The sequence below is a fragment of the Ornithinibacillus jepli genome (assembly GCF_047228935.1).
Taxonomy (GTDB): Bacteria; Bacillota; Bacilli; order Bacillales; family Amphibacillaceae; genus Ornithinibacillus.
Window position 1 is genome coordinate 141,760 of the sequence record NZ_JBFEGG010000003.1, and the last position, 24,372, is coordinate 166,131.

Here is a 24,372-nt window from a genome sequence, read left to right on the forward strand (position 1 = left end):
ATGTTTAGTCGTTTTCATCATATTCGAATGAAAACGAAATCATGAGGAGTTGGGGTTGGGAAAGTTAGTAGATATTAACTAGAATTGCAGGATGTTCTTTTAGTTAGCATGATTCTTAGAGTTAGAAATAGCGGGAGTCACTTAAACCAACCTTTCTTCTTGAACCAAAGAATCATAAGAATGCTAATCAGAAGCATAACACCAAGTACAATAAAATAACCGTAATGCCAGCTTAACTCCGGCATATTATTGAAGTTCATTCCATATATACCTGCTATAAATGTTAAAGGTGCAAAGATAGAAGTAATGACCGTTAGAATTTGTATGACCTTGTTTTGCTGATAGGAATTTAAGGAAATAAAATTATCACGAATGTCATTTGTAACATCCCGATTAGAATCAACCATTTCTGAAAGCTTCAATAGGTGATCATAAATATCTACAAAAAACTCTCGATGTGATTGAATCTCGAGATGATGTGAGTTGAGAATCCGGTAAAGTAAATCCCGTAAAGGATGTATCGCATGGCGTAATTTTAATAGTTTATGTCTTAATTGAAAAAGCTTATCCAATTCAATATGCATAGATACACCATGTGGATTTGTTTCCACCTGATTAATATGATCTTCCAATTCGTAAATAATCGGGAAGAAATTATCTACAACCTTATCAAATATTTCATAGAGAACGCGGTACTCATCCCATTTTTTTATATTCTCATATTTTATAAGGGTATTCCATACTTGATTAACTTCCAATAAATTTTGACGATGGAACGTAACGATATAATTTTCCCCTACAAAGAAGTTAATTTCAAATTGATCATAGTCTTCGGGACCAATCGTATGGGTCACTATTAAGGAATAATCATCATAGTAATCAAGCTTTGGTCGTTGCTGGCCATGTATACAATCCTCAATCGCTAATGAATGAAAATGTAGTACGGAATCTAGCTTATTTATTTCTTCATCTGTTGGATTATTAAAATCAATCCACCACCATTTATACTTACCGAAGTCTACCTCATCAATAGGAATGGAGGTGATTCTTTCATTTTTCTCGGTTATTGCGATGACTTGAATCAATACAAAGTCCCCCTTTATATAAAAATGACTTCATCTAAAAAGTTTGCTCTCTACCGCAATAATTATGTAATATAGAATTTCAGTGTAGGTATCGTTTTATTTGATATAGATAAAAATATGGACAATTGTTAGTAGAAGGTAAAAGGAGTAGTTTGCTTTTGAGAACGTATACAGTTTTAAAAGCTTTAAATAATAATGTCATTATTGCTTTAAATGATATAAATGAGGAAGTAGTCCTCATTGGCAAGGGTATTGGTTTTAACAAGAAGAAAAACGATTGTATTCAAGAAGGTACAATTGAAAAGCTTTTTGAACTCCGAAGTCAAGCAGAACAAGAAAACTATAAAAAATTGCTTCCTAGCGTTGAGGACTCAACATTAGAGGCAATCATTACGGCTATTGAGATGATAAAACGAAGGGCGAATTCTTTATTAAATGAAAAGGTTCACGTAGCATTAACAGATCACATTGTATTTGCGATAACCCGTCTCACACGTGGTATGGAAATAAAAAATCCCTTTTTATCTGAAACGAAAGCGTTATATCCCTTTGAATATGAGATAGCGTCAGAAATCGTGGATTATATAAATCAGTCACTTGATATTAACCTACCAGAAGGAGAAGTAGGATTTATTGCACTTCATGTTCATAGTGCTATTACGGATAAATCTTTATCTGATTTAAGTACTTATTCTGACTTGCTTTCTCGTCTAGTTAACACGATTGATGAACAACTAAAAATAAAGGTTGATCGTGAAGGTATTGATTACATTCGCTTAGTTCGTCATATCCGGTATACGATTGAACGTGTTATAAAAGGGGAAAAAATGGAAGAGCCGATGAAGTTAGCTAATCTATTGAAAAAAGAATATCCTGTGTGCTATAATTTGGCTTGGAAACTTATCAAAATGATGCAGCAAACGTTAAAGAAGCCTGTTTATGATGCAGAGGCCGTATATTTGACCATGCATTTACAGCGTTTATTAGTTAAATATGATTCGTAATTAATAATCTTACGTGTTACTGATTCGATCAGGCATGAGTAGAGAATTATGAAATAAGAAGAAGTGGGGAAAACTATCCCTAACTTCTTATTTCGTATCTCTATTCATGCCTTTTTTGATTTCTGACTGCTCAGGGCAAAATGAAACGGCTTTCTTACTTAACTTTCTGCAGCAAATGGATTTGTTACATCAAAGAGGAGGATTTTCATGTTTAAAAAAGCTTTTGGTGTTTTACAAAAAATTGGTAAAGCACTTATGTTACCTGTTGCGTTATTGCCTGCCGCTGGTTTATTACTTGGGCTAGGTAATGCTGCTCAACAGGAAACGACACTTGGTTATCTGCCATTTTTAAATGCAGATTGGATTCAATTAACGGCATCTGTTATGGAGGATGCAGGGAATATAATCTTTGCTAACTTAGCGCTAATCTTTGCAGTGGGTGTTGCTATTGGTTTAGCTGCTGACGGTGCTGCTGGACTTGCTGCTTTAGTTGGTTATTTAGTTATGAATCAGGTTATGGGGTCTTGGATTGGCGTAACCCCTGAAATGATTGCATCTGACCCAAGTTATGCCAGTGTATTAGGTATCCCCACCTTACAAACAGGTGTATTCGGAGGTATTATCGTCGGGTTAATTGCAGCCTTTGCCTATAACAAGTTCCATGACATTGAAATGCCGTCCTTCCTAGGATTTTTCGCAGGGAAGCGCTTTGTACCTATTGCGACAGCGGTATTCTCATTCATTGCCGGTTTAATCTTAATGCTAGTTTGGCCACCAGTACAAACAGCGATGAATAATGCTTCCTACTGGTTAATTGAAGAAGGTACGTATTTAGCTGTATTTATGTTTGGTTTTATAAAACGTTTATTAATTCCGTTTGGTCTGCATCATATTTTCCATGCGCCATTCTGGTATGAATTTGGTTCTTATACAACTGCAGCTGGGGAAATTGTCCGAGGAGATATGACGATCTTCTTTGCACAGCTACGTGATAATGTTGAAATTACGGCAGGTAACTTCATGGCTGGAGAGTACCCTATTATGATGTTTGGGTTACCAGCTGCTGCATTAGCCATGTATCATGCAGCTAGACCTGAACGTAAAAAGCTAGTTGCTGGTTTACTTGCATCAGGAGCACTAACGTCATTCTTAACTGGTATCACAGAACCTTTAGAGTTCTCGTTTATGTTTGTATCACCAATACTTTTCTTAATTCATGCGATTTTAGACGGTTTATCATTTATGATTATGACCTTCTTAAGTGTTAATATTGGATACACCTTCTCTGGTGGATTTATTGACTTTGCACTATTTGGAATTTTACCAGGTAAAGAACCATGGTGGCTTGCAGTTCTAGTTGGATTAGCATTTGGTGTTCTTTACTACTTCCTATTCCGTTTCTTTATCAAGAAGTTTAACTTAATGACTCCGGGTCGTGAAGCTGTTGAAGAAGATAATAAAGAAACAAAAGGTGAAGCTGGTGACCTTGCATACAACGTTTTAGATGCAATGGGTGGTCAAGAAAATATTTCTCATTTAGATGCATGTATCACTAGACTGCGTGTATCTGTAAATGATATTGGAAATGTAAATAAAGAAGAATTGAAAAAACTGGGTGCAGCAGGTGTTCTAGAGGTAGGAAATAACATTCAAGCAATCTTTGGGCCACGTTCTGAAATTATAAAAGGGCAAATGCAGGATATTATGTCTGGTAAGAAACCTCGTCCTGTGACAAACGTTAACCAGGACGAAGAAGTTAAACAACAAATTGAGGAAGTAAATCCAGAAGCATTACAAAATACAATAGCGGATGAACAATTTATCGCTCCAATTAAAGGAGAAATCGTTCCAATCTCAGAAGTTCCCGATCAAGTATTTTCTGGAAAAATGATGGGAGATGGATTTGCGATTAAGCCACAGGACGGACTAGTTGTTGCACCTGTGAACGGTAAAATCATGAATGCTTTCCCTACAAAGCATGCTTTAGGTATTCTTTCTGAAGGTGGAAAAGAAATTCTTATTCACTTTGGCTTAGATACCGTTAACCTTAAAGGTGAAGGCTTTGAGTTGTTAGTTGAAGAAGGAGAAAGTGTTAAAGCTGGACAACCTCTATTAAAAGTAGATGTACGTTATATTGAGGAAAATGCTACTTCATCTATTACACCTATTGTTTTCACTAACCTTAAAGAAGGCGAGAAGGTTGTGATTGTAAAACAAGGTAGTGTAGGTTTAGAAGAGAAGGATATTGTAAAAATAGAAAGTTGAGTAATGTGGACTAATAAAGTAAGGGAAAATCGCATGAATTAGTCATGCGGTTTTCCCTTTTTTATTTGTTGTCTCCTAAAGTTTTGATACATGTTAGAACGTTTAGGTATTGCACCTTTATTAAGTAGAAAGAGGGAAGGTAATAGAAACGGATGTACCTTCGTTTTCCATAGATTCGACATGGACCTCTCCATTATGAGCGACGGCAATTTGTAGGGCAATACTCATTCCTAATCCTGTTCCCTCTATGTTTTCATTAGTATTAGTACCACGATAATAACGATCAAATAAATGCTGTTTCGTTCTATCATCCATTCCAATTCCATCATCTTTAATGGTTAGTTTTATACTATTTGCTGAGGATTTTTCCAATATAATGTCAATAGAGGTTCCACTTGGATTATGTTTAATAGCGTTATAGATAAGATTATCAATTAATCTTTCGAAAAGGCGTTTGTTAATCTGGATTACTACATCATTTTCTAATGGCTTAAAGTGTAATGGATATCCCTCAATCGTGCGATCTTGTTTATATTTCTGGATTAATTCTATCATTAAATCATTAAGGTTTTTAGGTTCTAAAAGCAATGGAACGGATTCGTTTTTCAATTGGAAACTTAAAGTAAAATCCTCAATGAGTCTAAGCATATAGTCGCTTTTTTCCTTTATGGTCTCCCCTATTTCTGCTAATTCTTTCTTCGACCAGTCATACTGGCTACTTTCTAGTAAATTTCCATAGCCTTGCATCGTTGTAAGTGGAGTACGTAAATCATGAGAAATACCAGCCATCCATTCTTCTCTAGTTCTTTCAAGTTGTTCTCTTTCCTTTTGAGAACGATCTAGTTTTTCCGCCATTTCATAGAAAGCCTGAAATACCTCTTTAAATAGTCGATAGCGCATTTTTAACTTACCATTCCGTTTATAAACTTGTTTCTTCTCTTGCGCGGTTAGCACTTCACTATACTCTTGATTGCCCATTCTACTTAACCAATTTGAAAAAATGAACAGTGGATTTCCATAACGAAAACCGTTCCAAATAGATACCATAATTGTAATAAAAAGTACAATTAAGCCGGTTATTGCAAATGAATTCCCGAGGTCTCGATATTGGCTTAATTCTAGTTCTCTATAATTCTCATTCGGTGTATACAGCACCCATAGTGTATCTGAATAAGGATCCTTATAGATATTTTGATTAGTAGAGAATGTATTCGGAGAAGTGTCCCGTAAAAATACATCCAACGGTTTTTCTTTAAAATTAAAATCATTTCCCATTGTTAATAGAAGTGTTTCATTTGAGTCGAAAATCTCAAGCTTCCCTTTATTATTTGCAAGTAATTCTGCAACTTCCGGCATATAATGACTAGGAATAAGACCATTCTCTGAATAATCTTGTACGATAGTTTCTAATAATTGGTTTCCAGAATCCTCATAGCCCAGGATGAATAGATAATTTGATTCATAGAAAGTTTCTAAATAAAATGCTAATGAATACCCATTTATTACTTCTGATTGCTTCATGGTAATTAAATCGTATTGGCTATACTTTTTGGGGATATCTTCAGGGACATTTCCAGATTCAATCACTTGTCCATCCTCGTTAAGAATTTGAACCCATACATTATGTTCATCCAACTTATTGTCCCAGCCCTTTGCCATTTTTAAATCGGTGAAAGAATTTCCTGAATCCATTGAGATAGATTCTAACATGGCTTGGTAATAATTATGTTCCGAATAACTTTTAGTGAAAAAGGTTACAGCAAACATTAACGTGACAAGGATAAGGAATAGCATGGAGGCAGCAATTAAAATAAATTGGAATAGAAAATTGAGAAATAAACGCCACCTTAATTTTTTCATTATGAAAATTCCTTTACTAGCTTATAGCCAAGTCCCCGAACGGTAACTAAATACTCAGGATTACTTGGGTCTTTCTCAATTCTTTCTCTTATCCTTCTTATGTGTACTGAAACGGTATTTTCATCTACATATCTATCAAATCCCCATACTTCCTCTAATAAAGTTGATTTGGAAAAAATGGTATTTGGATGTTTGCAAAAATAAAGTAAAAGTAAGTAAACCTGTGTAGGACAACTTACTATCTTACCATCTACAATTAATTCGCCAGCATTTTCATCCAATTTAAATCTACCAAAATCATATTGCTTGTTAGGAAAAGAAACACTCGGAACCTGTGATTGTTCTACTCTTCTAATATAGGCTTTAATTCTTGCTGCAATCTCTAAAGGGTTGAATGGTTTTGTAACATAGTCATCTCCCCCTGTTGCAAAACCTGTAAGAACGTCTAAGTCAGATACTCTTGCCGTTAAAAATAAAATATAAGCATTTGAATGAAGCCTTATTTTTGGACAAAAATCAAATCCACTCCCATCAGGAAGCATAACATCAAGGATAATAATATCAATTTGCTGCTTTTCTAAAATATGTAACGCATCTTTGCCTGTATGAGCTTTATATACTTGATAGAATCCCTCTTTTTTTAACATGGTCTCTAACATCGTTACAATGGACTGTTCATCATCAACAATTAAAATCGCTGTATTTTCCATTTTTGTCCCCCGCTAAATGAAGTTTGATTTTATCATACCATTTGAAGTTTACCATTAGTTGAACAAACTACTATTTAATTTAAGTAATCGTAATTAACTGTTCAACCTATAGAAAACTGTTATTGCTACCATATAGGTATAAATAGAGAAGGTAGAATTTTCATCAACGGATATCGATTATGAAATGCTAATTATTCGTTTCAGGTTTTCTAAAGAAGTTACAAGGGGGAGAAATTTTGACAAAGGCAGCAATGAAATTAATTAATTTGCAAAAGTCCATAGGGAAAAAACAAATCATTAAAGGATTAGACTTTGAGATTAAATCTGGAGAAGTATTTGGATTTCTTGGCCCTAATGGAGCAGGGAAAACCACGACCATTAGGATGATGGTGGGGTTAATGAAAATATCTAATGGGGATGTACAAATCGTTGGTAAAAGTATTAAAGACAATTATAAAGAAGCAATTCGTGAGGTTGGAGCAATTGTTGAGAACCCAGAATTATACCCATTTATGACTGGTTTACAAAATTTGAATCATTTTGCTCGAATGGTTCCAGGAGTTACGAAGGAAAGGATTCAAGAGGTAATTACTTTAGTCGGACTGGAAAAGGCGATTAAACAGAAAGTGTCTAAATACTCATTAGGAATGCGTCAGCGTTTAGGGATTGCTCAAGCATTATTGCATAACCCATCAGTGCTAATCTTAGACGAACCGACTAATGGTCTCGATCCGGCGGGGATTAGGGAAATTCGCCAATATATTCGAAATCTTGCATCGGAGCATAATGTTACCATTATTATCTCGAGCCATTTGTTATCAGAAATAGAACTAATATGTGACAGGATAGGAATTATTAAAAATGGAGAACTAGTAGCTATTCAGTCAGTTAAGTCATCAAATGTTGTAGAAGAACAATCTAACAACGTTCAAATGGAAGTTAAACTTCCTAAGATCGCTATAAATCATATTAGAAACGTTCACGGTATTGATGCACAGTTTGATTGTGAATTGGTCAAGTTCCAATGTCAAAGAGAGCAAATCCCCAATATCATTCAAACTTTGGTAAAAGAAGATATTTCCATATACCAAGTAAAAGTATCAAAAGGGACATTAGAGGATAAATTTTTTGATTTGATAGGGGAGAATACCATTGGTTAATTTTATTAAATTAATAAATAATGAAGTATCCAAAATATATTTTCAAAAAGCTACATGGATCATGTACATCGTACTTGCATTGATAATTATTGTAGGTGCCATTATTAATCTTACTTCAGGTATCATTACGATAGATTATGGCGAGAACACATGGAGAGAGGAACTCCAAGAGGAAAATAATCAACTTACTAAGGATATGGAAGATATAGGGCTCTTACAAGATTTTAACAGTAGTTTAATTCAACAAAATAATTACTACTTGGAAAATGATATCCATCCACCAGGCTATGGAGCATGGCAATACGTACTGGAAAATGTATTTCTACTTTCTCTCATTAGTTTATTTACTATAATTGTGGCGGCTGGTATCCTAGCTAATGAATTTAAATGGGGAACCATTAAACTATTGCTAATTCGCCCAATTTCAAGAGTAAAGATATTAATCTCCAAGTATGTAGCGGTCCTGTTGTTTGCATTCAACACTCTTATCTTTCTCATTATCTTATCATGGGTTATAGGGGCAATATTATTTGGTGTCGATGGATTAAATCCATATATGGTTGTAGAAAAGAGTGGGGAGTTTGCATATGTATCGATAATTAATGAAGTTTTGATTAGTTATGGACTTAAATTAGTTAATCTAGTAATGATGGCGACATTCGCCTTTATGATTTCTAGTATTTTTAGGAGTAGTGCGATTGCTATTGGAACAGCGGTATTCTTAATGCTAGCGGGGAATTCAATTGTCCTGTTTTTTGCAGATCGAGGTTGGGCTAAATATATTTTATTTGCTAATACTGACTTAAGCCAATATATCGATGGAGTGGAACCATTAATGGAAGGAATGAGTATTACTTTCTCTATCACGGTATTAATTGTTTATTTCGTCATATTTGCTATTTCATCGTGGATAGTTTTTACCAAACGAGATGTATCAATTTAGTAACTGTCTTACAATCTTACCTTTTCTTAAGAGAATCCTTTACTTTGCTTAGTAAAGGATTCTTTGGATTTTAATGATAGGAAAGATTGAACTTTTTCTATTTATTTTGAAGTAATCCACCAACTGATTAATAAAATCGGTCTTTATTGGAAAAAATGAGAAAGTATAATGAATGTGTGGGGTGAGTAGAATTAAATTACTTCGGAGCCTAATGATCATTGGATTCCTGTTTTTTAGTGTACAACAAGTTGTTTTGGCGGAGAGAACACCGACAACAAATGAAGAACATAATTGGAAACAATCCAGTGTACATTATGATGTTATATTGGTTGGAGAACATGAGTACACGTACTGGAAAAATTTTATGAAACATAAACGTACTTGTACCATATCTCACCGGATAAAAACCGTAGTTTATTATTGTGATATCCATAATCACACAAAAGTAGTAACTACTTTAGATGAAGTGATACATAGTGAGAAGCATCGAGATAACCATTAGGACAATAGGAAGTGCCAGTTACTACATCGTTAGTACTGGCACTTTATTGTTAGAAAAATTTAGATTTACTTAGTAGGATCTCTCCTTTTATCCTTCTTTCTAGTAAGAGGGTTAGGAGTTGTTTCTTCTGCAAACTCAGTCTGTAGATTACCGCTAGCTAAATGGCGGTCTTTCTTTTCATCGGGACCTTTTTCCTGCATGTAAGCATGTAATAGTGGTTCGGTTAAAACGAGGAAAAAAGCAGCAAATAAGGAAGCAAGAACTATCGGCATATCCGTTTGGATTATTAAACCTCCAAGTACAGCTAATGTAACGAAAGCTAAGAAAAAATCAGCAATACTTGCCACAATATTTCCAAACCGCCTTAATATGAACAAATCCCCAACAACATAGGCTATCACAGTTGTTAAAACACTAATAATAAATAAATTTACTAAAGAAGCATTATAAAATATTCCGAAGATCGAGTAGACGACGATTAGATTAATGATAAACTTAATTCCAAGTGCCTTTACATTCATGTTGAACACCCTTTCAGGAAAAATTTTTTACTAATGAGTTACAGCAGCCATTATCAGCTAGTATTTGGCAATTTCCCTGAAAATATGATATTTATAGGACATAAATCTAATCATGTGGAGGGTTAGCGATGAAACATTTTGCGGTGCTTTTACCGATGAAGGATGAAGAAAAAAGTAAAGTACATCGTGCAGAACATTTACAGTTTCTAAAGGAAAAGGAAGAGGAAGGTTATATATTTGCAAAAGGGCGTTTTGTGGATGGAGCTGGAGGTTTAGTGATTTATAAAGGAGAAAACTTGGAGCAAGTTGAAGAAATGGTTAAGAAAGATCCTTATGTAGGTTTAGGGGCAAGAAATTATGAGATTCATGAATGGGAAATGAACTTAAGCTAATTAATTAGGCCAAAACAAAAGGTGTTTTGGCCCTTTCTCTTTAATATCATATCTGAAGGTTCCCCCTGTTTAATAACCTCTTGCCACTTGACGCTGGTTTTCTATAATTTTATTTACTACTGCTTCTGTAAAACGTTTCACGGTTTTTGGAACCATTGTTTTTAAAACAGGATTAATGACTGGCCCCATTAAGCCTTTTGCAGTCATATTAAGGTTTCCGGTCATTTCTGTTTGATAATTGGTAAGCTCTTTTGCCTCGAAATAACCTTTACCTGAAACATTCTCCGTTAAACCAGTTAGTGTAAATCGTACGGTAGTTGGTTTTTTCCACTCTGTAATATCAATCCGCATACTGACTGTTTTCTGAAGCCTTCCCACATCTCCTTTGAATTTCCAAGTTGATTGTTTCTCGTTTAGGATTTTGTGCTCAATATAACCAGGGACAAGTGGTGCCCATTTATTCATATCACTGACAAAATCCCAAATGACTTCAATAGGCAAATCCAACTCTGTTGTATACGAACCTCCAGGCATTCCAAATAACCTCCTTGTTATCCATGTTACAAATTATATTAGTAAATTCGAGTTTTATTCGAAAAATCTTCTTATAAATTGGTTACAGGACAAGTTTCCTACTTATTTGTCGATATTTGTTGAAAAAAAGAAAATAAAAAAATTATATTAAGGTTCAGCAACTATAAATGTGAATTTCTAAGAAAATTACAGTTTAAAATTGAAATTTATTAGCCTTTTTATGTCGAAACGGGTCAAAAATACTAAAAATCTTAATTGGAAATATTTCCTTGAATATGATTATATAGACTTCGAAAGGAGGGGAAGTTGTGGACCAGAATGAGTTTTTAGATTTAAAAAGAAAGGTGGAACAACATGAAAATACTATTGTACAGCTTTTAGAAATTATTGCTGCTACAAATAGGCGTCTATCCGAAATAAAGGTTGTCTCCACCATGTAATTCTCGTTACATATTCCAAAGTGAAACCCTCAAGTATCCTCGTAAGGCCCCCTCACCACTTATTTAAAAATAAGGATCAATTCATCCTCGGATTGGTCCTTATTCCTCTTTCTGAATACTTGGTCGAGAAATGGTGAAAGTTGTTGCGTTCCCTCTTGTGAATGTCTCCTTAAATTGATAAAATTAATAGGTATGAAATCAAGGAAGATATGTATAAACTACTAGTTAGATAAATTAGTAGATACCTTAATCCGAAATATGAGGAGATACTGCTATGTGTGGTTTTGTTGGATTTGTAACAAATAAAATTGAGATAGATAAACCAACTGTTATTCAAAATATGATGAACACAATTGGTCACCGAGGTCCAGATAGTGATGGATTTCATGTAGATGGTAATGTAACGTTAGGCTTTAGAAGACTTCAAATTATTGACTTAACACCAGATGCCAGTCAGCCAATGTTCAATGAAGATAGTTCCATTTCATTAATTTTTAATGGGGAAATCTATAACTACCAATCGTTAATGGATGATTTAAAAGCAAAAGGACATGTGTTTAAAAGTCAAAGTGATACAGAAGTAATTATTCACGGTTATGAAGAATACGGGGTAGACATTTTACAAAAGCTTCGTGGGATGTTTGCTTTTGCACTATGGGATAAAAAAGATGAATCTTTACTTATCGCTCGTGATTTCTTTGGTATTAAGCCTTTATATTATACACAAAATACAACTGATAATTCTTTCCTTTTTGGATCAGAAATTAAATCGTTTATGAAGTTTCCTGGGTTCCAAAAAGAATTGAACAAACAAGCATTAAAACCTTATTTAACATTCCAATATTCAGCACTTGATGAAACGTTCTTTAAAGGGGTTTACAAACTAAGACCAGGACACTATATGATTTATAAAAACGGTGAAATGGAGATCAATCAATATTGGGATGTTCCATTTGAAACAGAAGAAAATTCATTAGAATATTATGTGCAACAAATTAAAGAAACGATGGAGGAGTCTGTTAAATATCACCGCATCAGTGATGTGAAAGTTGGTTCATTCTTATCTGGTGGGGTTGATTCAAGTTATATTACAGCACTTCTTAAACCAGATAAAACATTCTCCGTTGGGTTTGAAGATTACGAAGGTATTTTTAATGAAACGAATATTGCAGCAGACCTTTCTAAGCAATTAGGCATAGAAAACCATAAAAAAATCATCAGTGCTGATGAATTCTTTGATGTGATTCCTACTGTTCAATATCATATGGATGAGCCGCAGTCTAACCTATCATCAGTGCCGCTATACTTTTTAGCAGAACTAGCTAGTCAGCATGCTACGGTACTTCTTTCTGGTGAAGGAGCGGACGAAATCTTTGGTGGTTATGCATGGTATGAAACATCCAAAGAGATGCGTGCATATGAAAAAATACCATTTATTTTCCGCCGAATTGTATCTAATATTGCGAAGAAGCTTCCTGAAAATCGTATGACCACTTTCCTTGTAAAAGGTGGTCAAAAGGTCGAGGAGAAGTTTATCGGACAAGCGAAAGTATTTGATGAAAAAGATGCATGGAAAGTATTAAAAGATGACTTTAAAGATGCTCCATCTCCAGTTGAAATTGTTCGTGAATCATACGATAGGGTTCCTGGAAAAGATAATGTGACGAAGATGCAATATGTAGATATGAAGCATTGGTTACCAGGAGATATTTTATTGAAAGCAGATAAAATGAGTTCAGCTCATTCTATTGAACTTCGTGTTCCATTCTTAGATAAAGAAGTAATGGAAATGGCAGGAAAGATTCCGGCACATTTAAAAGTAAATGATATAGATACGAAATATGTTTTACGTAAAGCTGCAAATGAAGTATTACCTGATGAATGGGCGAATCGTCCGAAAGTCGGATTCCCAGTTCCATTCCGTGAATGGATTAAACAGGCTAAGTACTATAATAAAGTAAGAGAAGTGTTTGAATCTGATTTAGCAAAACAGTTCTTCCATACAGAAGAGCTACTTAAATACCTTGATGAGCATTATCATGGTCAAGCTAACCGTGCTCGTTATATTTGGACTGTTTATGTATTTTTAGTATGGTATAAGCGTTTCTTTATTGATATGGAGGACTAAGGTAGAACGATCATTCCTAAGTCATAATAGGGAGTTGCTCGCAAGTGAAAATAATCTTAAGAAATTCGATACTTTTTTTCCTACTATTCATTTGTTTAATTCTTGTTGTCACAAAAGGCGATAAGATTTATGCGTTTGTTTATGAGATGTTTGAAAAGAACGAAGGAATATTAACCATTGCGAGTGTCGATGCCCAAAAGGGCTTTCCTATTAAAGATACAAAATTTCAAGTGGTTGATTTAAAGACGAAAGAAGTTGTTGCAGAACTAGTTACCGGTAGTGATGGCATGATCCAAACGGATAATCTTCTGAAAAATAAAAGCTATCTAATCATCCAAACAGATATAAAGTCACCTTATCAATTAAATACGGAGCAAAAAACGGTTTCTTTATTAACTGAGCATACAGTAGTTACAATTGAAAACAATGTTCAAGAGTCAATAAGTGCCTATAGTCGTACCAGTAATCAAGAAGTTGTTGCAACAAAGATGAATTTGCCTGTTGATGTTGTTTTACAAGGGCCAGAACTTCCAAACGGTTGTGAGGTAACTGCTCTAACAGCAGTGTTAAATTACTATGACTACAATGTGAAGAAAACAGTCCTATCGGATAAATATTTACCAAAAGTACCGTTTGAAGTTAAAGATGGTAAATTATACGGTGCAGATCCTTATCAAGCATATGCAGGAGAACCTAGAAGTAAAAATCAAGGATTTTTTAGTTATGTTCCACCGGTGATAGAAACGGTCAATCGATATTTTAACGATATTGGTGGACATCATAAGGCGATGGACTTAACAGGTAGTAGCCCAGAAGAATTGTTAAACTACATTCAAGAAGGAATACCAGTCATTATTTGGACAACCATTGATCAACGGGAACCATTATTTAATTATTCTTGGTATGTGAATGGAACCGATAAGTCAATCGATATAATCCGAAACTCTCACACCGTCGTGTTAACTGGATTCAGTGAAACGGAAGTGTATGTTATGGATCCACTAAAAGGGAATGTTGCATATCCTAAAAATCGATTTTTTGAAATATATAAGAAAGCCGGAAGCCATGCAATGGTAGTTCGGTAATAGATTAAACCACAGATGAACTTGTCTGTGGTTTTTGTTTTGGATTAGGTTGTTTAATGAGGGGAAAAAAGTGAATAGTTTAACTATAGTAAAAGAAAAAAGGACTCAAATCTGAGTCCTCTTTAGATGGTTATTGTTCGGATACTACTGCATGAGAACCATTATCTGGTTTTGCAGCATTGATCATTAGGAAAATTGCAGAAAGAATATGCATGATCATTCCAACAAAAGGAATCCATCCGATACAAGAAGTGACAATACCTAAAATACTTCCTGTTGTAGCACCGCCATCTTTTTTCGTAAGTACTAAAGTAACAATGTGAAGAGCTAACATAATTAAAAGTGGTGTCCAAACTAATGAAAGAATAATTGCAGCTCCTAAAATAGGAATCCCTAAAATAGCTTCTAATCCACCTGTTACCCATTTCATAATACGAGATGTTGACAATATATTCACCTCCAGCTTTAGATATATGTAATAAAATACAAAAATATTAGGACCTATGTCGACAAATTTTGACAGAAATTAGAAGGCATAACCATATTTGGAAATGTAACTTTGTGTTTTTTAGGATTAACTTATAATTAATCATCCTACAGAATAGTTTATAGTAGTCCATCTTTTATGAAAGAGGGTTGCTTAATGAACAGGAACAAACAAAAAAACGTTCTAAAAATTTTAATTGTAGTAGTTATGATTGGACTAATAGGAGGATTTGTATATGTGTTCATCTTTAACACTCCTTCGAATCAAGCTCAACAAGCAGTAGAAGAGTTTTACAAGTATGAACAGGAAGGAGCTTTCGCTGAATCGTGGGATATGTTTCATCCTTATATGAAGGAACGTTTTGAAAAAGGAAAGTATTTAGAGGATCGGCCACATGTTTTTCTAAATCACTTCGGGGTTAACACATTTACTTTTACGATTGATGATACAAAACAGGTTCGAGATTGGCAAATGGAAGAAGATGCTGAACCGATTGATGAGGTGTACAAGATAACGGTTACTCAATATTTCCAAGGTATCTATGGTAATTTTGAAATTGTTCAAGATGTCTATGCTACACTTCAAGATGATGAGTGGACAATACTTTGGGACTATAAAAAATCTGAAACTAATGAGGACCCAGAAAAAATTAGGTAATCTTCACCTTAAAAACTGCTTGTTATTTCCGTATGATAGAGAAAATAGTTTATCCATTTCTAGAAGGAGGAAGAGTGATGAGTCAAAAAATTGCGGTGTTGATTCTTCATGGTGCAGGTACTCCTAATGAAAATTTTGCAGATAAGTTGATTGATAAATTAAAGAAAGGTTTTGTTAAAAAGTTACACGATCAAAATAAAGAGGAGGAAATTGTTTTTGAAACTGTATTTTGGTCAAATATATTTGCTCCTGAACAAGAAAAGTTATGGGAGCAACTTACAGAATATAGGACTTTGAATCTCGGTAGACTACGCCGATTTGTTTTGGAATTTCTAGCAGATGCAGTAGCATATCAGCCAACGAGACTAAGAAATCAAAATTATGATCAAGTTCATGCACTAATAGCACTAGCAATTCAGCGTTTACGCATAAAAGCAGGTGAAATGGCACCACTATGTGTCATCAGCCATAGCTTAGGTACCATCATCGCAAGTAATTATTTTTACGACTTACAGTTTAAACAAGAAAATATAGGTAACGAAACAAAATGGTGTACAAGTGAGAATGCTTTAGAACAATGTCAGACATTAGCGCTATTTTATACGATGGGTAGCCCAATGGCGATGTGGTCATTACGATATATTGATTTTGGTTCTCCAATCACGGTACCTTCCCCAACAATTAAAAACTATTATCCTAACTTAACTGGAGAATGGTTAAACTTTTATGATAAAGATGATATTCTCGCCTTTCCTCTTAAAGGTATAAATGAAGCTTATAATCAAGCGGTTACAGCAGATATTGAAGTAAATGCTGGAGGTATTTTTACTAGTTGGAATCCACTTTCACACCTTAAATATGATACGGATAAAGAAGTGATTCAACCGATAGTGGACGGGCTTTTTCGGACTTGGAAAACTGTTAATCATAAAATGGTTCCTATTTCTGAACATCAATCATAAAAAAATAAAGTATTTCAGGAAAATTTTCCAGAAAATATCAATAAAAATCGAAAAAGCGCAGATAAATATCCCTCCTTTCATAATTATTTAAAAAATATATACCTTAGTATACATTACAACAAATCTATCGTATGTTAATCTAACTTTAATAGAGGTTCAATAGATTTAGTCTCTCATCACGTAGGACTCCATCATTAATTATGAAACGGAGGGAATTTTCATGGGTCATAATATCAAGCAAAAGAGTGGCCAGAAAATAGAATGTGATCACCCTTTGTATCACCTTAAACGAAAGGTATGGAATTCACATGTTGATTGCTACCCCGCTACAATTTTTGAATGTGCAAACGAAGAAGATGTGATAGAAGCGGTTCAGTATGCGAATGAACATGGTTTGAAAATTACTGTTCGTGGTGGGGGATTTCATCCTGCGGGTACATCTGTGAAAGATAATGCAGTACTTATCGATTTATCCAAAATGAATAGGGTGCACATAGATGAAGTAAGTAATATAGCTACAGTTGAGGCTGGAGCTAAAACATTTGAGGTAGATGAGATAACCCAAGAATATGGTTTAGCTGTTCCACTTGGAATGAATTCAAATATTGGAGTTTCAGGTCTAGCTTTAGGTGGCGGAATCGGGTATTTACGGGGTAAATACGGACTGACAAGTGATCATATTGTCGGTGTATACCTTGTTACTGGAGAAGCAAAATTAATTTATGTAAATCGATTTGAACATCCAGAATTGTTTTGGGCCATTCGAGGAGCTGGTGCAAATTTTGGTGTTGTGACGAAATTTGAATTTAACTTAGTTCCGGTTGGTCAACATATTCTTGGGATTGATGTTATATATGATTATAAGGACTATAAACAAATAATAGAAAAAGCTGAAATCTATCGGCAAAATGCCGTTGATGAAATTTCATTTAGTATTGCGATTACCAAGATGGAAAATGATAAAAAGTGTGTACGTTTAGGTGGTATGTATATCGGGGATTTAAATATTCAGGTAGAAAAAGAAATTATTCAACCTTTATTAGAACTTGCCACCCCGATTGCGGATTATACGGGAATCATGCCATATATTGAAATGCAAAGGAATTTTGATTGGTATGTCCAAAATGGTTTTGCTATAGAGGGAATATCACTATTCTTTAATGAATTAAACGATGCTGTGATCAATATTCTGATGGAAGAATTGGAAGGAAGTCATTTTCCTGCTTCAGTTCATCTTATTGAAATACATGGTGAAATGAACAGAATATCTAACTATGAGACGGCTTTTCATATTCGGGATGCTAGTTATCTAGTTATAGTGGAAGCAGAGATTGGAAACCATCCTGAAAAAACACAAGCATGGATTCAAGCATTGTATGAAAAATTATTACCTTATTCCTATAATCAAATATCCTATTTAAATAGTTCCAATGTAAATGAGGAAATAATTCGAAATTCTTACAGGAGAATTGAAAAACGATTAGTTGAACTGAAAAAGGAATATGATCCGAAAAACCTATTTTGTCCGGAACATAATTTAATAGGTTAAAGTAGGACGTCTCTACGTGGTACCAGCCATAGGAGACGTCTTCTTACTAAAAAATATCCATTATTTTCTTAATAAGCTGCCGTCTGTTTTTAACATTTGCCTTTTTATAAATTCTGCTTAGTGCTTTTTTTACCGTAATTTCAGCAATGAATAATTCCTTAGCGATGTCAGCTATTGATTTATCTTCTAATAAAAGATTTGTAATGTCTTGTTCACGTTTAGTAAGTGAATATTTTTCTGTTAAAATATCCAATTCGTTTTGTTTAGTTATACCACTAACAAATTGTTTTAAATATGGTACTAGTTTTGGACCACTTAAGTCTAATAAGTAAGTTTGTGTAGGCTTGTCATCATGGTAGTCGTTATGCTCTCTCCCCGGTACAACTTGGAAGCCAAACTTATTAAGTAACTCTTGAAAGAATTTCAAGGGAGTAGAAGCGATTAATTTACCTCCTAGAAAAATTAATGGAAATAAATTATATAATAAATAAGAACGTGCAGCGTTATCAGTTGGATCCTTATATTCTTGATATCGAATAAAATAGCCTGCTGTTTTTTCTACAGGAACATTATAATAAGCTTTTTCCTCGACAGTTAAATTGCCAAAATAAGCTCTTGAAACAGGTTCGGTAGCAAGAATTGGTAATGTCTTTTCATTTACTGGAACGATGATTGATATCGCAATGACCTCTCCATTTTTCTTTTTGAGTAAACTTGCACCATTATACCCAATTTTTTTAATATATTCTGGTCCTACTAATTTGTGTTCAAGTAGATTGTGCTCTAGTGAAGCATCGAATTGAAGAGATAAGTTTGTTTCTCGATTGTAAAAATTTGTTTTGCTTACGGAAGGATTTTCTTTTAAATAAGTGAAAAAATCCTCAACCTCATGAAAATTATATTCACCTATTGGCTCTAGATACATAGACGTATCTAAATAGGCATCCTGAAAGAAAACCGATTGAATGACATCATCACCAATATGATAGAAAAAGGAAGCAATATCTTCTTCTGCTTTATGTTTAATTATACGGTGATAATAATACTGGATTATTTTCTTCGTTATGAGTTCATGGCGGTCGGGATTTCGTTGTTTTAATTCAATTCTAATAGCATCACGAATTAGTTCATGTATCCCCCAACCTCGTCTAGTCTTACGAACGAAAGAAAGAGAGATAAGTTGATTAAATATGCTATTTGGAATTTCTTGATTAAGTATTTCTGATAAGCAGTTTTGATCAAATTGATGAAACAATGCTGCAACTTCTAATATGTTGATTAATCTTTCGTCGGTCACCTCACTTAACCATCTCTTCGTTAAAGTACTTAATATTTCCGTATTATTTTGATTAGTAAAATTCTCTTCTTCATTGGTAAAATCACTGATAGTTGCTAAGGTAATGAGTAGAGGGTGCCCTTTTGTATATTCCCAAATGGTATCCATATTACTTTCATCGGTCATACCGTTTAATTGTAAATAATGCTTTGTTTCTTCTCGGTTGAAAGGATTGATTTTACATTGGTAGGTTAATCTTCTCCATGCCGGTGATTCCAACCATTCACTTGCTAATGGTTTCCTACCTGCTAAGATAATACTTATTCGTTGGTGTAATTGTCTAATAAATACATTTCTTAACCAACGGTCAAGATCGGTCATATGTTCATACGTATCAATCGCAATAATTATTTTTTTTCCGTAGTTATTGATTAACTCAACACAGTCATGAAGTGTTATTTGTTGGTCAATAATACTTTCAGTTGGTGTTTGTACAAAGAAAAGTATTGTTGAATATAAATAATCGATGAATCCTTGTTCGTTATGGGTGAAATCCTGACTATCTAAATGGATAAAAGGGATATGGTGTTTATTTGCAATTCTTGCAAATTCTTTTATTAAGTAGGTTTTTCCTATACCTCCTTCTCCATAAAAGTGAATCACCTTTTGCGCTGGATTATCTATTTGTATGTAATCATGAAAAAACTTCAATTCATTTGCTCTACCAATAAAATATTGTTCCTCAACTTCTTTAATAACTTGATGGATACTATTGTCTGATTCTGAAGCATCTTCATGCATATTCAATCAGCTATCCTCCTTTATCGATTTTAGAAAAATTCTATTATTAAAAATATAGTGTAGTAGTAAAGTACTGTCAAGACATATGTTAAATAGTTATAAAGTATAGAATAAGTAATCTATCGTACCCTAAAAGGTGAGCAGATAAATTCTGTTCAATACCCACAGGGAGTGATCAGTTTTGGCCAGAAACAATAATAAATTGTTAGTGCCTGGTGCGAGGAATGCAATTGATCAAATGAAAGAGGAAATTGCAAATGAGCTTGGTGTCGAGCCCGGTGCAGACACAACTGCACGTGAAAACGGATCCGTGGGTGGCGAAATGGTCAAACGAATGATCAAACTCGCCGAACAAAGCATGCAAAAAGGCAATCAGTAGCATGCATCAAAAGGGGCTTCCTTAATGGAAGCTCCTTTTACTTTTAGTGAATTGCCGAAAAACTTTGTCATTCTAATCAACTTATTTATATGGTAAATTTAAACTACTAGCTTTAATAGGGTGGTGCTCTTTGCAAAAAATTTCTTTACAAACAAAAATACTCGTTTTAATTGTTGGATTAATCATTTTAATAACGATTTCTCTTACTGGACTCTTTGCCTATTACGAATCGAAGGACATTGAGGAAAATATAGGTAATCGAGCATTAAATGCTGCTATTACTCTGTCTGTAATGCCATCAGTAATAGAAGCTTTTGAACTTGAAAATCCAACAGAAGTATTACAACCAATCGCTCAAGAAATTAGAGAGGTTATTGGAGCGGAATTTATTGTTATTGGTAATAAGGATAGTATCCGTTATGCTCATCCAGACGTAGAAAAAATCGGTAAAAAGATGGTAGGGGGAGATAATAATCGAGCTTTAATTCATGGAGAATTCTATACCTCAAAAGCCGTCGGAAGCCTTGGTCCTTCCTTAAGAGGGAAAGCACCAGTGATAAATGAAAATGGTGAGATAATTGGAATTATATCTGTCGGTTTTATGTTAGATGATATTAGATCGATTATTTTTGATAACATTAAAAAATTTAGTGGTTCGGCAATTATTATAATAGTGCTAGGAATTTTGGGTAGTGTTATGTTAGCTCGTAATATACGGAAAGATACATTCGGTCTGGAGCCTTATCAAATTGCATCTCTATTTCAAGATCGTAGTGCTATTTTGTCTTCGATTAAGGAGGGAATTATAGCGGTCGATTCGGAAGGTAGGATTACAGTAATGAATGAGTCTGCTCAAAAAATACTTGGACTTCCAGATAATTATACGAATAAAAGAATTGAAGAAGTATTTCCGAATACGAAAATGTATGATGTGTTAAGGTCTGGAAAAACAATGAAAGATGACGAAATGGTATTAAACAATCGTCTCGTTATCGTGAATCGAACACCAATACGTAATGAAAAACGACAAGTAGCTGGTGTGGTAGCAAGTTTCCGTGACAGAACAGAGATTAATGAAATGCTAAATACACTCTCAGAAGTACGGAAATACTCTGAGGATTTGAGGGCTCAAACCCATGAATATACGAACAAATTGTATGTGTTGTCAGGGTTACTTCAATTAGGACATTATAAAGAAGCAATTGATCTCATTCAAATTGAGTCGAAACAAGCAGTGGACGTTAATAAAGTTTTAATGGGTCAAATTAAAGATCGTACTATACAAGCAATCCTACTTGGAAAGATAGGAAAAGCATCAGAAAAGAAAGTAGAATTTATAATTGATGAAAACAGCTATTTAAATGAACTTCCGGAGCGTATGGATATGGCTAAAGTAATCTCCATTATCGGTAATTTGTTAGATAATGCACTAGAGGCCGTAGAAAAAGAAGAGAAGAAACAAATTGTATTTTTTGGTACAGATCTTGGAGAAGATATTGTATTTGAAATCTCGGATAATGGTAAAGGTATTCTGGATACTGATGTAGATAAGCTATTTGATCTAGGTTTTTCTACTAAAAATGATGACAGACGTGGATTTGGGCTTGCTATAGTGAAAGAAACGTTAGAAGAATTAGGCGGCCAGATTGAAGTGCATAATCAGCCTAGTGGAGGAGCCGTCTTTTCCGTGTTTATTCCAAAACAAGCTGATTAGGGGGAAGTTTATGATTGATGTAATCATCGTTGAAGACGATTTTCGTATAGCAAAGATTCATGAAGAATTTATAGAAAAAGTAACAGGGTTTAAAGTAGTTGGCAAAGCTTTAAATGGGGATAATGCGATTAAGCTTGTACAAAACAATGAAATAGATTTAGTTATCCTTGATGTATATTTGCCAGATATACTAGGAGTAGATTTAATTGATAAAATTAGGGAAATGGACTCTAATATTGATTTTATCATGGTCTCAGCGGCAACGGAAACTGAACTAGTCGGTGAGATTATTCGAAATGGCGTTTTTGACTATATTATTAAGCCAGTTAAAATGGAACGTTTCATTGAGACATTAGAACGTTATCAGGAAATGAAGGAAAGATTAGATAAACAATCGGAAGTAGATCAATTGTTTTTAGATAAGTATTTTGGTCACCTGCCTGACAATGGACTAAAGGATACACCAAAAGGAATTGATCCATTAACTTTAGAGAAAGTATCCAAGACCATCCAATCTCTAAAAAGTGGGATAACTGCAGAAGAAATGGGAAGTAGAATTGGAGTTTCCCGGACAACAGCAAGAAGATACTTAGAGTATTTAATTTCAACTGGTGAGGTTATGGCAGAATTAGAATATGGGATTGTTGGACGTCCAGAAAGAAAATACCATTTAGTAAAATTATAGGGATTGAACCTTTTTGGATCAGTCTCTTTTTTGTGAACAAAATGAACAAAAAGTATTTTTTGATTTTTTTAACCGTTATTTTGAAAACGGTTACACGAGGAATAAATTGAATTATAGTGAGGAACAGGTGTTAAATTTTCAGAATATTGAGGAGGATATATCTATGAAGAAGTTTATTGGTCTTTTTTCATTTGCTATTTTAATCACTATACTTGCTGCTTGTTCATCTAATTCATCGAATGACAATGCATCAGGAGAATTTGAGCCAGAGAGCTCGATTGAAATGGTTGCACCAGCTGGAGCAGGTGGTGGATGGGATACGACAGCTCGAATGGCAGCGAAAGTATTTAATGAAGCAGGGATTATGGAAGAAAATATTGGGGTTATCAATAAGCCAGGTGGTGGCGGAGCTGTAGGTTGGGCGTATATTGCTGGACATGAGGGTAGTAACCATCACCTATTTGTTGCATCACCACCTATTATTCTAGTTCCTTTAAATGGACAATCAGAATATGGTTATGATGATTTTACACCGATAGCGAACGTGATTGCTGATTACGGTGCTATTGCTGTTCGTGCAGATGCACCATGGAATGACTTGAATGATCTATTTGAGGATATGAAGGCAGATCCTGAAAGCATTTCCGTTGTTGGTACATCTTCTCCAGGAAGTATGGATCATATTCAATTCGTACAAATTGCCAAAGCAGCAGGGGTTGATATTACAAAAATTAAATATGTTACCGATCCGGATGGTGTTGGGTTAACACAGCTATTAAATGGTAGTGTGGAAGTATTTTCAACTGGTGTAGCTGAAACCGTTGAGCAAGTAAAAGCTGGCACAATTAAAGTACTGGGTATTACTGCAGAAGAAAGATTATCTGGAGAAGTTCTAAAGGACTTCCCAACTGCGAAGGAACAAGGAATTGATGCTTCATTTGTAAATTGGCGTGGATTCTTTGGACCACCGAATATGGATGAAAGTGCAGTGGCTTACTATGAAGCGAAATTCAAAGAATTAAGTGATTCAGAGGAATTTGCTGCTATTCGAGAACAGTATGGTTGGGATGAAATGTTCTTAGGTACTGAAGAATATAAAACATTCCTAGAGGAGCAGAGCAATACCGTACAGACCTTATTAGATGAGCTTGGGTTAGGTCAATAATTGACCATTTTGAGAAGTCAATGATCATAAAGTCATTGGCTTCCGTTTTATTCGCTATAATTTATAGG

The 24,372-nt window shown here is 34.4% G+C and carries 23 protein-coding genes; 16 read left to right on the forward strand and 7 right to left on the reverse strand.

The genetic code is table 11. The features are described 5' to 3' along the window. Positions 1-137 precede the first annotated feature (137 nt). Complete coding sequence (gene corA, locus AB1K81_RS12525) at positions 138-1,085, reverse strand: magnesium/cobalt transporter CorA (RefSeq protein WP_412976988.1); 948 nt, start codon at positions 1,083-1,085, stop codon at positions 138-140. A 158-nt stretch (positions 1,086-1,243) separates the two neighbouring features. Between corA and glcT the strand changes: the two genes are divergently transcribed. Together glcT and ptsG are read left to right on the forward strand one after the other, a co-directional pair. Further along, positions 1,244-2,089, forward strand: a complete 846-nt coding sequence (glcT, locus tag AB1K81_RS12530) for a glucose PTS transporter transcription antiterminator GlcT (protein WP_412976989.1) — start codon at positions 1,244-1,246, stop codon at positions 2,087-2,089. A gap of 207 nt (positions 2,090-2,296) precedes the next feature. Next, complete coding sequence (gene ptsG / locus AB1K81_RS12535) at positions 2,297-4,354, forward strand: glucose-specific PTS transporter subunit IIBC (RefSeq protein ID WP_412976990.1); 2,058 nt, start codon at positions 2,297-2,299, stop codon at positions 4,352-4,354. Positions 4,355-4,474: 120 nt separating this feature from the next. Here ptsG and AB1K81_RS12540 read toward each other — a convergent pair whose 3' ends face one another. Further along, complete coding sequence (locus AB1K81_RS12540) at positions 4,475-6,214, reverse strand: HAMP domain-containing sensor histidine kinase (RefSeq protein WP_412976991.1); 1,740 nt, start codon at positions 6,212-6,214, stop codon at positions 4,475-4,477. Continuing rightward, positions 6,214-6,924 (reverse strand): response regulator transcription factor, encoded by a 711-nt coding sequence (locus AB1K81_RS12545; protein ID WP_412976992.1) that lies wholly within the window; start codon positions 6,922-6,924, stop codon positions 6,214-6,216. Before AB1K81_RS12545 ends, AB1K81_RS12540 begins: the two co-directional genes overlap by 1 nt. A gap of 236 nt (positions 6,925-7,160) precedes the next feature. On the opposite strand from AB1K81_RS12545, the gene AB1K81_RS12550 reads away from it, so the two are divergent. From AB1K81_RS12550 to AB1K81_RS12560, 3 genes are all read left to right on the forward strand, one after another. Next, the gene (locus AB1K81_RS12550; RefSeq protein ID WP_412976993.1) at positions 7,161-8,084 is read left to right on the forward strand and encodes an ABC transporter ATP-binding protein; all 924 of its coding nucleotides are present in this window, start codon (positions 7,161-7,163) and stop codon (positions 8,082-8,084) included. Further along, positions 8,077-9,027 carry an ABC transporter permease gene (locus AB1K81_RS12555; protein WP_412976994.1) on the forward strand — a complete coding sequence of 317 codons (951 nt, stop codon included), beginning with the start codon at positions 8,077-8,079 and terminating at the stop codon, positions 9,025-9,027. Before AB1K81_RS12550 ends, AB1K81_RS12555 begins: the two co-directional genes overlap by 8 nt. Before the next feature lie 181 nt (positions 9,028-9,208). Next, entirely contained in the window at positions 9,209-9,529 is a 321-nt protein-coding gene (locus tag AB1K81_RS12560; RefSeq protein ID WP_412976995.1) for a hypothetical protein, read from the forward strand. Between the two features lie 65 nt (positions 9,530-9,594). Here the strand turns inward: AB1K81_RS12560 and AB1K81_RS12565 are convergent, their stop codons facing one another. Beyond that, the gene (locus tag AB1K81_RS12565) at positions 9,595-10,050 is read right to left on the reverse strand and encodes a YndM family protein (RefSeq protein WP_412976996.1); all 456 of its coding nucleotides are present in this window, start codon (positions 10,048-10,050) and stop codon (positions 9,595-9,597) included. Positions 10,051-10,178: 128 nt separating this feature from the next. On the opposite strand from AB1K81_RS12565, the gene AB1K81_RS12570 reads away from it, so the two are divergent. Then, on the forward strand, positions 10,179-10,442 hold the full coding sequence (locus AB1K81_RS12570) for a YciI family protein (RefSeq protein ID WP_412976997.1): 264 nt from the start codon (positions 10,179-10,181) through the stop codon (positions 10,440-10,442). Between the two features lie 69 nt (positions 10,443-10,511). On the opposite strand, the gene AB1K81_RS12575 is transcribed toward AB1K81_RS12570, so the two are convergent. Further along, positions 10,512-10,976 (reverse strand): SRPBCC family protein, encoded by a 465-nt coding sequence (locus AB1K81_RS12575; protein ID WP_412976998.1) that lies wholly within the window; start codon positions 10,974-10,976, stop codon positions 10,512-10,514. 308 nt (positions 10,977-11,284) lie between these two features. On the opposite strand from AB1K81_RS12575, the gene AB1K81_RS12580 reads away from it, so the two are divergent. The 3 genes from AB1K81_RS12580 (at position 11,285) to AB1K81_RS12590 (ending at position 14,629) form a co-directional block, all read left to right on the forward strand. Then, positions 11,285-11,416 carry a hypothetical protein gene (locus AB1K81_RS12580; RefSeq protein ID WP_412976999.1) on the forward strand — a complete coding sequence of 44 codons (132 nt, stop codon included), beginning with the start codon at positions 11,285-11,287 and terminating at the stop codon, positions 11,414-11,416. A gap of 274 nt (positions 11,417-11,690) precedes the next feature. Then, positions 11,691-13,544: an asparagine synthase (glutamine-hydrolyzing) gene (gene asnB / locus AB1K81_RS12585; RefSeq protein ID WP_412977000.1), complete on the forward strand. Its 1,854-nt coding sequence runs from the start codon at positions 11,691-11,693 to the stop codon at positions 13,542-13,544. 44 nt (positions 13,545-13,588) lie between these two features. After that, complete coding sequence (locus tag AB1K81_RS12590; RefSeq protein ID WP_412977001.1) at positions 13,589-14,629, forward strand: C39 family peptidase; 1,041 nt, start codon at positions 13,589-13,591, stop codon at positions 14,627-14,629. 130 nt (positions 14,630-14,759) lie between these two features. Here the strand turns inward: AB1K81_RS12590 and AB1K81_RS12595 are convergent, their stop codons facing one another. Beyond that, positions 14,760-15,077: a hypothetical protein gene (locus AB1K81_RS12595; RefSeq protein WP_412977002.1), complete on the reverse strand. Its 318-nt coding sequence runs from the start codon at positions 15,075-15,077 to the stop codon at positions 14,760-14,762. Positions 15,078-15,272: 195 nt separating this feature from the next. Here AB1K81_RS12595 and AB1K81_RS12600 point away from each other — a divergent pair, with 195 nt between their 5' ends. The 3 genes from AB1K81_RS12600 (at position 15,273) to AB1K81_RS12610 (ending at position 18,284) form a co-directional block, all read left to right on the forward strand. Further along, on the forward strand, positions 15,273-15,773 hold the full coding sequence (locus AB1K81_RS12600; protein WP_412977003.1) for a hypothetical protein: 501 nt from the start codon (positions 15,273-15,275) through the stop codon (positions 15,771-15,773). A 77-nt stretch (positions 15,774-15,850) separates the two neighbouring features. Next, on the forward strand, positions 15,851-16,735 hold the full coding sequence (locus AB1K81_RS12605; protein ID WP_412977004.1) for a chemotaxis protein: 885 nt from the start codon (positions 15,851-15,853) through the stop codon (positions 16,733-16,735). A 220-nt stretch (positions 16,736-16,955) separates the two neighbouring features. After that, positions 16,956-18,284 carry an FAD-binding oxidoreductase gene (locus tag AB1K81_RS12610; protein ID WP_412977005.1) on the forward strand — a complete coding sequence of 443 codons (1,329 nt, stop codon included), beginning with the start codon at positions 16,956-16,958 and terminating at the stop codon, positions 18,282-18,284. A gap of 46 nt (positions 18,285-18,330) precedes the next feature. Here the strand turns inward: AB1K81_RS12610 and AB1K81_RS12615 are convergent, their stop codons facing one another. Beyond that, entirely contained in the window at positions 18,331-20,361 is a 2,031-nt protein-coding gene (locus AB1K81_RS12615) for a LuxR C-terminal-related transcriptional regulator (protein WP_412977375.1), read from the reverse strand. A 181-nt stretch (positions 20,362-20,542) separates the two neighbouring features. Between AB1K81_RS12615 and AB1K81_RS12620 the strand changes: the two genes are divergently transcribed. The 4 genes from AB1K81_RS12620 to AB1K81_RS12635 all read left to right on the forward strand — a co-directional run bounded on the left by AB1K81_RS12620 (position 20,543) and on the right by AB1K81_RS12635 (position 24,304). Then, positions 20,543-20,740 carry an alpha/beta-type small acid-soluble spore protein gene (locus AB1K81_RS12620; RefSeq protein WP_412977006.1) on the forward strand — a complete coding sequence of 66 codons (198 nt, stop codon included), beginning with the start codon at positions 20,543-20,545 and terminating at the stop codon, positions 20,738-20,740. A 130-nt stretch (positions 20,741-20,870) separates the two neighbouring features. Then, positions 20,871-22,454: an ATP-binding protein gene (locus AB1K81_RS12625; RefSeq protein WP_412977007.1), complete on the forward strand. Its 1,584-nt coding sequence runs from the start codon at positions 20,871-20,873 to the stop codon at positions 22,452-22,454. A gap of 10 nt (positions 22,455-22,464) precedes the next feature. After that, complete coding sequence (locus AB1K81_RS12630; protein WP_412977008.1) at positions 22,465-23,139, forward strand: response regulator; 675 nt, start codon at positions 22,465-22,467, stop codon at positions 23,137-23,139. 163 nt (positions 23,140-23,302) lie between these two features. Then, positions 23,303-24,304 (forward strand): tripartite tricarboxylate transporter substrate binding protein, encoded by a 1,002-nt coding sequence (locus AB1K81_RS12635; protein ID WP_412977009.1) that lies wholly within the window; start codon positions 23,303-23,305, stop codon positions 24,302-24,304. Positions 24,305-24,372: the final 68 nt, after the last annotated feature.

Excerpts from the sequence above, each read along its gene's own strand:
- AB1K81_RS12630 (WP_412977008.1), top strand. The coding sequence starts at position 22,465 with ATGATTGATGTAATCATCGTTGAAGACGATTTTCGTATAGCAAAGATT.
- asnB (WP_412977000.1), top strand. The coding sequence starts at position 11,691 with ATGTGTGGTTTTGTTGGATTTGTAACAAATAAAATTGAGATAGATAAA.
- AB1K81_RS12540 (WP_412976991.1), bottom strand. The coding sequence starts at position 6,214 with ATGAAAAAATTAAGGTGGCGTTTATTTCTCAATTTTCTATTCCAATTT.
- AB1K81_RS12605 (WP_412977004.1), top strand. The coding sequence starts at position 15,851 with ATGAGTCAAAAAATTGCGGTGTTGATTCTTCATGGTGCAGGTACTCCT.
- AB1K81_RS12545 (WP_412976992.1), bottom strand. The coding sequence starts at position 6,924 with ATGGAAAATACAGCGATTTTAATTGTTGATGATGAACAGTCCATTGTA.
- AB1K81_RS12570 (WP_412976997.1), top strand. The coding sequence starts at position 10,179 with ATGAAACATTTTGCGGTGCTTTTACCGATGAAGGATGAAGAAAAAAGT.
- AB1K81_RS12600 (WP_412977003.1), top strand. The coding sequence starts at position 15,273 with ATGAACAGGAACAAACAAAAAAACGTTCTAAAAATTTTAATTGTAGTA.
- AB1K81_RS12615 (WP_412977375.1), bottom strand. The coding sequence starts at position 20,361 with ATGCATGAAGATGCTTCAGAATCAGACAATAGTATCCATCAAGTTATT.
- AB1K81_RS12635 (WP_412977009.1), top strand. The coding sequence starts at position 23,303 with ATGAAGAAGTTTATTGGTCTTTTTTCATTTGCTATTTTAATCACTATA.
- AB1K81_RS12565 (WP_412976996.1), bottom strand. The coding sequence starts at position 10,050 with ATGAATGTAAAGGCACTTGGAATTAAGTTTATCATTAATCTAATCGTC.
- ptsG (WP_412976990.1), top strand. The coding sequence starts at position 2,297 with ATGTTTAAAAAAGCTTTTGGTGTTTTACAAAAAATTGGTAAAGCACTT.
- AB1K81_RS12575 (WP_412976998.1), bottom strand. The coding sequence starts at position 10,976 with ATGCCTGGAGGTTCGTATACAACAGAGTTGGATTTGCCTATTGAAGTC.
- AB1K81_RS12610 (WP_412977005.1), top strand. The coding sequence starts at position 16,956 with ATGGGTCATAATATCAAGCAAAAGAGTGGCCAGAAAATAGAATGTGAT.